This is a genomic window from Bacillus sp. AP50 (assembly GCF_040492675.1).
Lineage (GTDB): Bacteria > Bacillota > Bacilli > Bacillales > Bacillaceae_G > Bacillus_A > Bacillus_A cereus.
On sequence record NZ_JBEUTW010000112.1, the window covers coordinates 1 to 10,984 of the forward strand.

The window sequence follows — 10,984 nt, forward strand, 5'->3', positions numbered from 1 at the left end:
TTAAACTTATAGTGCATAGGAGGTGGGGAGAATGAAAAGGAAACAGCCTATTTATGTTGCGACAAAAATGAACACGACGATGGAAAAATTATGGGAATATACGCAAGAACCAGATATACATACAGAGTGGGATGCTCGCTTTACTGAAATTTCGTATTTAGAGAAAAAAGAAGGAGAACCACAGAAGTTTTTGTATAAAACAAAGATTGGATTTGGGCTTGAAATAGTTGGAGAAGGGGAATCAATAGGTGAAATAAGAAAAGATATTTTAATGCAGTTATGCAGTTTGATGAAAACGAAAATGAAATTGTAGATTATTTTGGTGAACCACATTTACTCGTTTCTACACTGCATTTTCATATCGATGAGTTAGGGACAATGCATATTTCTTCAAAGAAACAATGGTTTTATATGTTTGGAAGAAAAATGCCGTTACCAAAATTTTTGTATGGTGAGGCAAAAATTGTTGAAAGTTATGATGAAACACTACAATGTTTTCGAATTCATGTACAAGTACGAAACCCGTTAATTGGTTCGCTTTTTTCATATAAGGGAACATTTGTGGAAAGGGAATAGACGATATGAAAAATATAATATTTGGGCTTGCTTGCTATGTTGTTTTTCTAATATGTGAGTGGTCGAATATAAATCCTGTTGAAGCAATTATATTATTATCTGTTTTATTATTTATACCAATGTCATTTTGTATTATTGATAAAAGAAAAAGAGATGGATCGCAATTATTATTTTATAAATCCGTATCATTTTTATATCCAATCGCAGCAATTTGTGCAATGTTAGCTTTCGTCACAAATCACTATTTATTTGCGCTAGTTTGGTTTGTATATACAGGAATTGTTGCGTTATTTGGTGTAAGTAGATTGCTAGAAAGAGGATGGAAGCCGTTAGAAGAGATCGCCATAGATAGTGCGTTTATTTATTTGTTTTTAGGTGGTTTTTGGTTTTCTGCTTCAGTAGCAAAACTTTCAATTATGCATTTTAGCTCTGACATTGTTTTACTCACAGCTGCACATTTTCATTATTCGGCGTTTCTATTGCCATTATCAGCTGGTTTAATAGGGAGAAAAAGAGAAAAGAGAAGTAAAGTGTATGATGCTATTATGTTTATCATCATGATTTCACCTATGACAGTTGCAATAGGAATTACATACTCAAGAATATTTGAATTTTTTGCAGTGTTCCTATATTTATGTGCAATTTATGGGTATGGATTTTACGTTTGGAGAGCAAAATTTAATGCTATCAGTGCAAAGATTCTTCTAATCGTTTCGTCTAGTACACTCATGGTTACAATTATGTTCTCACTTATATATTCATACGGGAATTTGAAGCATGTCTTGACGATTACAATTGCTCAAATGGTTTGGATTCATGGTGTTGTCAACGGAATTGGAGTAGCGTTACCGGCATTTATCGGCTGGGTGATTGAAAAGAGTGTTCCGAATTATAAATACTATGGGAAACCAATGAGTAAGTTAAGAGGAAATGTGGCAATTGGTGAGGCTTATTTATATAGCAGCAATTTAGTAGACAGTAAGGAATACAACGGTTTAGTTGATAAAGTAAATGACTTTCATAGTGAGGCATTTGATGTGACGAAGGTTCCTTTAAGTATTATTCATTTTTATGAAAATACAGTAGAGTATGAATTGCAATCGAATATTAAATGGGCTCGTTGGTTCCGTCCGTTCGCACTTTGCTATGAGAAAATGAGTAAGCGTGTAGAACAAATACATTTAGGAATGGGCGGCAATTGGGAAACGATGCATGGCTCTATCATTAGTGTCATAGATGAGAAAGATGGAAGAGAGAATGTAAGGGCTTGGCTAAGAAAAAATGAAGCAGGTAAATCTATTTTTGTAGCTCTTTATTCAAAGCATACAAATAAGAATGAGACATATATGAATATCGCCTTACCTTTACCTTATTCGAATATGACTGGTATTTTGAAACTATATAATGATAGTCATGATTTAATTATTACTAGTAAGTTAAGAGAAAATGGTCAGGGAGATGAGGGGATTTATTTACATACTCGGTTCTTGACAATCCGTTTACCGTTAGCAGAGACTTTTATTATAAAAGAGCGCACGGATCACATACTAGAAGCTAATCATAGAATGTGGATATTTGGAGTTAAGTTTTTAGAAATTGATTATAAGATTAAGAAAGTACAGGAGAAGTAAGAAAAGCTTGGAGAGATTCCAAGCTTTTTTACGTATGTGTAATTGTTATAGCAACTTGTTTATCTAGCTCATTATCCCAAACACGTTGAATTTCAAAGGTGCCTTTTTCAAAAAATAATGGGAATCTTTCTTTAAACCAATCTTGCATAGGAAGCTTTAGTGCTGTATCGATTGGTATCCATAATAATTTGCCCTCAGGTGGGTTTAAAAGAAGTTCACCTTCAAATGAGTCTGTCCAGTAGTTAAATACCATGTACCGAACATTCCCTTTCGGATTTACATATTCATCTAATCCCTTAAAATTTAAATCCGAAACAAGTAATCCGGTTTCTTCTTTTACTTCCCTTATAGCGGCTTGAACGATACTTTCGGGAAAATCTACTTTGCCGCCAGGAGCTATGTAGCCAGGGAAACCTCGATGATTGGGTCGTTTTACGAGTAAAACTTCATTGTTGCGCTGGATCATACACATTGTATAGATTTGGTGTTCGATGTTATGTGAATTTGGAGGCATAATGATGCATTCTCCTTTATATTTTTTTGATAATTTTACCATAACATAATGGTTTCTTATATAATTGGAAATATAATATTATGAATTTTCAGTCGTATATTATGTATTCTATAGTCATTTGAAAAGAGGAGAGAGACATGCAAGGGGAAATACAAAAGGAGAAAAGTTTAAGTTATATTGGAAAATTATTATTACCAGTTAAAGTATCAACGCACTTTAAGTTTTTATGGATTGGACAATTACTCTCGGCCTTAGGTAGTTCGATAACTATGGTCATACTTCCAGTTGTTGTGTATTCATTAACTGGCTCAACAGTTGTAATGGGGATGACGATGGCAATGTACATGCTACCTAATATTCTTGCTTTACCGTTTGCAGGTTTAGTTGTAGACCGAATTGATCGGGTTAAATTAATGTTATTTACGGATATAATCCGCTGTATATTAATGCTATTACTTGCATCGCTTATATTTATGGATTTATTAACAATTACGATTTTATATATTCTCGTTGCCATATACGGACTTATGGAAGGGATATTCCAACCAGCATATTCTGCTGTAAGGGCGAAAGTATTCGTTCCTGAAATTCGTAATGCAGCTAACGCACTCACTCAAATGAGTAATCAAGGTATACGATTGATTGGGCCAGCACTTGGTGGGTTAATCGTATCGGTTGCATCTGCAGGGATAGGTTTCGGACTAGATGCAGCAACGTACTTATTATCATTTTTATGTTTATTATTTTTAAAAGAAATTAAGTTTAAAAAAGTAAAACCCATTGAAAAGAGTAAGCTTACTTACAAACAAGAGTTTATGGAAGGTGTTTTAGTTTTAAAAAGTCATCCGTGGCTGTGGATTACAATTTTAGTTTTTTCTTTTATAAATATTTGTTATGCCGGCATTATCGTCGTATTAATTCCATGGTTATTTAATGTTCATCATCATTTTGAAGCTTACGTGTATGGGCTTGGCATGGCCTTTTCTGGTGGTGGGGCTATAATTGCCGCAGTAATATTTGGTGGGAAAGAGCGGTGGCATAAGAGAGGATTACTGGCTTATGGAGGTGTTTTAATGAGTGGCATTGCTTTATTAATTATGCCATTCATTTCTTGGGCACCCGCTTTAATATTCTTAATGGCAATTGAAGGATTTGGCATGATGATATTTGGACTCATTTGGGAAACGAGTTTACAGGAGCTTGTACCAGAAGAAGCATTCGGAAGAGTGGCAAGCCTTGATATGTTGGGTTCTTTTGCTTTATTGCCATTAGGGTATGTAGTTGTAGGCTGGTTAGCTACTGTCATAGGTGGCGAAATAACTATTATAACACTAGCTAGTTTAGTAATTTTAACAATTGGAATAGCATTGTCTGTACCGAGTATTCGTCGATTTAATTGATTATATGGGAAAAGAGGGCTAGACCTATATAGAAAATAACTTAGCATATAATCAACTAGTATTAATAAAACACCTTTGTAATGAAAAACTGTCCGTACATATTTGGCACAACAAAATTAGAAATCACAAAAGAAGTGACGGAAGCGATACAAGCAGGTTTCAAAAAAGAAGACTAAGCCCTAAAGAAATTAGGACTTAGTCTTCATTAAATACAAATGTTTGTTTCATTTTTTTACCTTCATTTACCGGATGGCCATTGTAAGAGAAATTCTTTTCTTCCCAAGTGATTACAACTTTAAAATTATGACTATTAAAGTCTAATGGGAATACCATGTAGTCAAAGCTTGTATGACTTTTAGAAATATTTTCATTAGGTGTAGTAGGTTTAAAGGTAGCTTTAGAGGTAGGGTTGTTATCAAGTATTTCCACAGATACGTTTGATACATCATGACCGATGTTTTTTACGAGTAAACTATACGTATCAAATACACCTTGCTTTGGCTGGATTGCTTGCTTGTTTGAGTTATGAGATTTATCAATTTCGACATACCATTGTTTAGACTTTGACGCAATCGGTAGTGACTGAAATGTGTAAGCACTAGCTTGTATTGGTAGTGCTAAGCATAAAAGTGTAAAGAGAGTTAATATTTTTCGTTTCATTTTTTTAGAGCTCCCATTCTTTAATGGATTTACTTGTTATTATCTTCTTTTTACGAGTAAATATACCATATAATGTAAAGTGGCTATAAGAGTAGTGAATCAATATCTTATTCAATACTCTTATAGCCGGCATAATTACGTATGTAGTAAAAAAGAATAAATTTGTTTTTCTATACTTAGATTGCTGCCCTTTTTAAAAGGACTATTTTTACGTTTTAATAAAAAGAATATACTAAGAGTTCAGTATAAATTATTTATTTTAATGTAGTTAAATGTGCTTATATATGTGAAATTAGAGAAGGAAGCTGTGTAGAGATGTTTCTACACAGTTTTTTTAGGATATGAAAAAATTACCAAAAATATGTTAAAATAACATTGTCATACAACAAGGGGGATTTGTTTTATGGAAAATGGACATCTTGCTAAAGTAGACTTAACGAAAAAAATTGAATCAAAATCTAAGTACAATAAGAAATTAGAAAAATATCAAAGGCGCTTATTAGCATTACAGCAAATTTTGAAAGAAGAAAAAATCGCGGTTATGCTTGTTATGGAAGGATGGGATGCGGCTGGTAAAGGTGGGGCAATTAAGCGGGTGACGGAACATCTTGACCCGCGTGGGTTCCAAGTAAATCCAATTGGAGCGCCTGCACCTCATGAGAAACGTTACCATTATTTGCAACGTTTCTGGCGCAAAATTCCACAGTACGGGCAAATCACCATTTTTGATCGCTCATGGTACGGTCGTGTGTTAGTTGAGCGTGTTGAAGGATTTGCTACAAAGGAAGAGTGGATGAGAGCATATGATGAGATTAATGATTTTGAAAAACTACTAACAGATGACCATTACATAATAGGGAAGTTCTTCTACCATATAAGTAAAGAGGAACAGTTAAAGAGATTCAAAGATAGAGAGAAAAATCCTTTGAAAAGATGGAAAATTACAGACGAAGATTGGCGTAATCGTGAAAAATGGGATGAGTATGTTGAAGCAATGGAAGACATGTTTGAAAAAACAAGTAAGCCAAATGCAAAGTGGCATATTATTGAAAGTAACGATAAATTGTATGCTCGTGTGAAAACGTTAAAAATTATTATTTCATTCATTGAGGATTATTTCTTAGAACATGGTATAGAATTGCCTTCTTATTATTATGAAATGAAAGAGGATATTGAAGTTTTGCAAGGTGTAGGTGTTAAAGAGTAAATAAGAAAATGGCCCTGTGAATTGGTGAAACCAAATTATGGGGCTTTTTTATTTAGAAACATTTTACAATTAACAGAATAAGGTATATAATCAATAATTATATTAACAATGTTAATATGATTATTGATTATATACTATGTGGGGGTTTTACTTTGAAGGGAAGAGATGTTGTTTTAGGTTTATTAATGGAAAAGGAATTGTCTGGTTACGATATTAAAATTGTGTTTGAAGACGTATTTACTCATTTTTTTGATGGAAGTTTTGGAATGATTTATCCAACGTTACGACAATTGGAGAATGAAGGGAAAATAAAAAAAGAGGTTGTCATGCAAGAGGGGAAGCCAAATAAGAAAATGTACTTTATTACGGATGAAGGACGTGAAGAGTTTTATCAATACATGCAGACGCCTATAGAGAAGGATGTTTTACGTTCGGATTTTTTAATGAGAATGTATTTTGGCAACTATAGTGATGATGTAACAATAAAAAAATGGATTAAAGATGAAATTGAAAGAAAAGAAGCGTACATTGCAGATCTTCGATTGAAATATGAAAAGTGGAGAGTAGGTATTACTTTCGTCGAAGAAATTTCACTAGATGTAGGTATTGCATCGTATAGTGCACAAGTGGAGACTTTGAAGAAAAAATTAGAAGAGTTAGAGGCGAAAGAAAACAATAAAACAGAAGAATGAAAAACGCATTCACAATAAATAAAGGGGTATATAAAGATGGAGCAATCAAAGGGTATTAAGATTGTCTTTTTAATGTGTCTAGGTATCTTTCTTTGTATGATTGATACGACAATTATGAATATAGCTTTACCGGCAATACAATCGAGTGTAAATACTTCATTAGAAAAGATGTCTTGGGTATTAAATGTTTATACAATGACGATTGCAGTACTTGCCATTCCGTTAGGGCGGATAGCTGATATCTTTGGAAAAGCAAAGATGTATATTCTTGGTCTGGTGATTTTTGGGGGTGGATCGGTACTTTGCGCTTTTGCTAATACAGGTGATTTTCTTATTTTTTCTCGTTTTATACAAAGTATTGGGGCAGCAATTTTATTTCCAACAAGTATGGTAATTGGTGTATCAGCTATGCCGTTAGCTAAAAGGCATGTTGCACTTGCAATTTTAGGAGTAACACAAGGATTGTCAGCTGCTATGGGGCCAGTAATAGGTGGAATTATTACGCAAAATTTAGGATGGAGATGGGTGTTCTTCGTTAATGTTCCGGTTTGTATAATAGGAATTGTGTTATGTTGCATCATGCTACAAATAAAAAATGAAGAACGTATTATCTCAAAAATAGATTGGATAGGACTACTATTAAGTAGCACAGCAATTTTTTCATTTACTCTCATATTAGTAAAAGGTAATACATGGGGATGGCAAAGTAATATTGCTTTGTCTTGTTATGCAATTAGCACTATTTCTCTTATTCTATTTATTTTAGTAGAACGAAAGATTCATAACCCAATGGTGAATTTAAAGTTATTTCAAGATCGAATGTTTGTCGGAGCGTCGATCGTTGTTATATTGAGTAATTTATTTTTAATTGGAGTTACTGTATTGCTTCCAACGTTCTTGACGAAACTACAAGGTCGAACGGAAATTGAAGCGGCTTTTTTAGTGACACCTATTTCAGCGATGATATTTTTTGTCTCACCAGTTGCAGCAACTTTAATTAAAAAACTCGGAAAAGTAACTATTATTTTGTCAGGGTTTCTTGTTATGGGGCTATCCTACTATTGGTTGCAAATGATTGATGTTCATTCAATAAATATAGAAATTATTATTCCATGTATGATATTAGGTGTTGGATATGGCTTAGTAGTGGGGCCAATTACAGTTTTAAGTGCGTCTTCGTTTGAAGGAGAATTATTAACTGCTTCTCAAAGTGTTGTATCAATGTTACGACAAGTTGGAATTGTATTGGCGGTCGCAATATTTGTCTCTAACTTAACTCATAATTTAACTGTAAATAAAGAAAAAGTATATCGTTATGCAGAAGAAAAGGTGCGGAATATTCATGTGAATAGTACTGAGCAAACTGAAATTTTACAAATGACTAAAGAAAAAATAGAGAATCAAAGTTTAGAGTCGAATATAAATAAGAAACAAAATGCAATGACAATGGGATTAAGTAAAGCGAAAAAGGAAGAATTGATTCGCGACAAGACGGATGAAATATTAAGAAAAGTTCCAGTAGAATATAGAGATGTAAAAAGAGAAGAAGTTACGAGGCAAGTGACAAAAGAAGTTGAAAAACAAGAGGAAAGTATAAAGAAAGAGGTACTCACATTCTCGAATGATGTGAATCATTATGCCAAGAATCAGATGGCTATGAGTTTTACAGATTTATATAAAGCAAGTGTGCCAATTATTTTAATTTGTGCTTTCGTAAGTTTGTTGTTTTGGGAAGGAAGAGCTTTGAGTAAAAAGAGAAGGGGAAGATTAGTAGAAGATGCGTAAAGAAAAACAGGCTGCTATTAGCCTGTTTTTTCATTGTTTTCTCCTTGCATATTGTGAATAGTAGTATTTTTAATATAGCATGGGATAAGTCGAGTTTGATTAGAAAGTTTTTTAGAATGAAAGGGATGAATGGAAAATGCCATTGAATATGTAACGTTATACATAGTACATTAACAAGAGGGATTAATTTTAAAAGGAGGATGGGGAATTGCTAGATAAGGCAGGGGCTTTAATAGATAATCATGTATACACAGAAGAAGAGCAACAAAAACTATACAAACGAACGTTAATAATCGTCAGCATTTCACAAATGTTTGGCGGTGCAGGACTAGCTGCTGGTATTACAGTAGGTGCACTTCTTGCGCAGCAAATGCTTGGAACAGATGCATTTGCTGGATTACCGACTGCTATGTTTACATTGGGATCGGCAGTAGCAGCTTTCATAGTAGGGAAGCTTTCGCAACGATATGGACGCCGGATAGGTCTTGCAACAGGGTTTATAGTAGGCGGATTTGGAGCAATTGGTGTTGTAATGGCAGCTTTAATGAATAGCATTATTCTTTTACTTATTTCTTTACTCATATATGGTGCTGGTACAGCTACGAATCTACAAGCTCGTTATGCAGGTACAGATTTAGCGGATAAGAAGCAGAGAGCAACGGCTGTTAGTATTACGATGGTAATGACGACTTTTGGTGCAGTTGCAGGACCAAATTTAGTAGGAGTAATGGGTAGTTTTGCGCATTCAATTGGAGTTCCTAAACTTGCAGGTCCGTTCATACTATCGGCAGCAGCATTTATACTGGCGGGTCTAGTTCTTTTTGTTATGCTTCGTCCAGATCCGTTAATTATTGCTAATATAATAGAAAGATATAAACAGGAACATACATATAAAGGACAACCAATAACAGACGAAGCGAAAGAAAATAAACGAGGTATTACAGTTGGAGCAATCGTAATGATACTTACGCAAATCGTGATGGTTGCGATTATGACGATGACGCCAGTTCATATGGGACACCACGGTCACGGTTTAAGTGCAGTAGGACTTGTGATAGGTTTTCATGTAGGTGCAATGTATCTTCCATCTCTCGTTACAGGAATGTTAATTGATAAAATTGGCCGAACTACAATGAGCATAGCTGGTGGAGTGATTTTACTTGCAGCGGGTGTCATAGCTGCGATAGCGCCAAGTGATTCTTTATTATTATTAATCGTTGCTCTGTCTTTACTTGGGCTAGGATGGAACCTCGGATTGATTAGTGGTACAGCACAAATCGTTGATTCCACAACACCGTCTACACGTGCTAAAACACAAGGGAAAATAGATGTTTTTATTGCGCTAGCTGGAGCTTCTGGTGGAGCGATGTCAGGTATGGTAGTAGCGAATTCAAGTTATGCGGCATTGTCATTGGCTGGAGGCGTGTTAGCGTTATTACTTATTCCTGTTGTGATATGGTCTCGAAAAGGGGCAAGAAATTAAATGAAAAAGAGGTTCTAGTTACTGACTAGAGCCTCTTTTTATACACTTAAATTAAATTCCACTCTACAATAAGCCCTAAATGTGTAAGACCACCACCGAATCCGTATAGTAAAAGTGTGTCTCCATTATTTAACTTTCCTTCTTTTATAGCTAAATCTAGAGCGAGTGGAATGGTGACTGAAGAGGTATTCCCCATATATTCCACGCTCGTTAATGTTTTTTGTATTGGAATTTGAGATTTTTCGCAAATAGATTCAATCATTCGTAAGTTAGCGCTGTGGGGTATGAACCAGTCTATATCATCCCCTTGCATATTTGCGTTATGTAATAAATTTTTTATGCCTTTTGGCACTGTTCGTGTTGCCCATTTATATACTTCTCTTCCATTTTGAACGATTTTTTCATTTGTTTGCAGTGGTGTGCCATTCATAGTAGTAGATAAGTTTGTTCTATATAGATGAATGCCGCCATCACCGTTTGTTCCCATGTGAGCAGCGATAAAGCTTGGGGTGTCTTCATCTCTTTCTAATAAAATAGCTCCAGCACCATCACCGAATAAAATACAGGTCGTTCTATCGGTATAATCAGTAACTTTAGATAATGTCTCTGTCGCTACGACAAGTATTTTTTCATGTGATCCAGAAGTGATTAAGCTATTACCGACGTGTAGTCCATATGTAAAACCAGCACAAGTTGCATTTAAATCAAAAGCTAGTGTATGAGGTATGTTGAAGTATTGTTGTATTTGGCAAGCAACACTAGGGAAAACGTAATCAGCAGTAGTAGTAGCGACAATGATACAGTCGACATCTTCTAAGTTTTTCTTATATGTTGTACATAAATTTTTAATTGCTTTAATGGCTAAGTTTGAGGAATATTCTTCTTCGCTAGCGATTCTTCTTTCCTTCATTCCTGTTCTTTGTACAATCCATTCATCATTCGTATGGACCATCTTTTCTAAATCGTTATTAGACAATATTTGATCTGGAACATAAGTACCAATTGCAGTAATACGAGATTTAGAATGCATAGGAAC

Annotated in this window: 9 protein-coding genes and 2 pseudogenes; 8 read left to right on the forward strand and 3 right to left on the reverse strand. The window is 34.5% G+C overall.

Annotated elements, in window-relative coordinates; translation table 11 throughout:
- Positions 1-31: 31 nt before the first annotated feature.
- The 3 genes and pseudogenes from ABWK52_RS10160 to ABWK52_RS10170 all read left to right on the forward strand — a co-directional run.
- Positions 32-289, forward strand: a pseudogene (locus ABWK52_RS10160) (hypothetical protein); the annotation flags it as partial.
- A pseudogene (locus tag ABWK52_RS10165) lies at positions 253-576 on the forward strand (DUF4166 domain-containing protein); the annotation flags it as partial. The pseudogenes ABWK52_RS10160 and ABWK52_RS10165, both read left to right, overlap by 37 nt.
- Before the next feature lie 5 nt (positions 577-581).
- Complete coding sequence (locus ABWK52_RS10170) at positions 582-2,207, forward strand: YndJ family protein (protein ID WP_000789373.1); 1,626 nt, start codon at positions 582-584, stop codon at positions 2,205-2,207.
- A 28-nt stretch (positions 2,208-2,235) separates the two neighbouring features.
- Here the strand turns inward: ABWK52_RS10170 and ABWK52_RS10175 are convergent, their stop codons facing one another.
- Positions 2,236-2,721, reverse strand: a complete 486-nt coding sequence (locus ABWK52_RS10175) for an 8-oxo-dGTP diphosphatase (protein ID WP_001134949.1) — start codon at positions 2,719-2,721, stop codon at positions 2,236-2,238.
- Between the two features lie 137 nt (positions 2,722-2,858).
- On the opposite strand from ABWK52_RS10175, the gene ABWK52_RS10180 reads away from it, so the two are divergent.
- Complete coding sequence (locus ABWK52_RS10180) at positions 2,859-4,121, forward strand: MFS transporter (protein WP_001161173.1); 1,263 nt, start codon at positions 2,859-2,861, stop codon at positions 4,119-4,121.
- Positions 4,122-4,316: 195 nt separating this feature from the next.
- Here the strand turns inward: ABWK52_RS10180 and ABWK52_RS10185 are convergent, their stop codons facing one another.
- Positions 4,317-4,781 carry a hypothetical protein gene (locus tag ABWK52_RS10185; RefSeq protein WP_000823343.1) on the reverse strand — a complete coding sequence of 155 codons (465 nt, stop codon included), beginning with the start codon at positions 4,779-4,781 and terminating at the stop codon, positions 4,317-4,319.
- A gap of 403 nt (positions 4,782-5,184) precedes the next feature.
- Here ABWK52_RS10185 and ABWK52_RS10190 point away from each other — a divergent pair, with 403 nt between their 5' ends.
- From ABWK52_RS10190 to ABWK52_RS10205, 4 genes are all read left to right on the forward strand, one after another.
- A complete protein-coding gene (locus tag ABWK52_RS10190; protein ID WP_000427320.1) occupies positions 5,185-5,988 on the forward strand; it encodes a polyphosphate kinase 2 family protein in 804 nt (267 codons plus the stop codon).
- 152 nt (positions 5,989-6,140) lie between these two features.
- Entirely contained in the window at positions 6,141-6,680 is a 540-nt protein-coding gene (locus ABWK52_RS10195; protein WP_070757096.1) for a PadR family transcriptional regulator, read from the forward strand.
- A gap of 36 nt (positions 6,681-6,716) precedes the next feature.
- On the forward strand, positions 6,717-8,465 hold the full coding sequence (locus ABWK52_RS10200) for an MFS transporter (protein WP_098541480.1): 1,749 nt from the start codon (positions 6,717-6,719) through the stop codon (positions 8,463-8,465).
- A gap of 208 nt (positions 8,466-8,673) precedes the next feature.
- The gene (locus ABWK52_RS10205) at positions 8,674-9,948 is read left to right on the forward strand and encodes an MFS transporter (RefSeq protein WP_098280999.1); all 1,275 of its coding nucleotides are present in this window, start codon (positions 8,674-8,676) and stop codon (positions 9,946-9,948) included.
- A gap of 46 nt (positions 9,949-9,994) precedes the next feature.
- Here ABWK52_RS10205 and ABWK52_RS10210 read toward each other — a convergent pair whose 3' ends face one another.
- Positions 9,995-10,978 (reverse strand): ketoacyl-ACP synthase III, encoded by a 984-nt coding sequence (locus ABWK52_RS10210; protein WP_000555756.1) that lies wholly within the window; start codon positions 10,976-10,978, stop codon positions 9,995-9,997.
- Between the last annotated feature and the right edge of the window lie 6 nt (positions 10,979-10,984).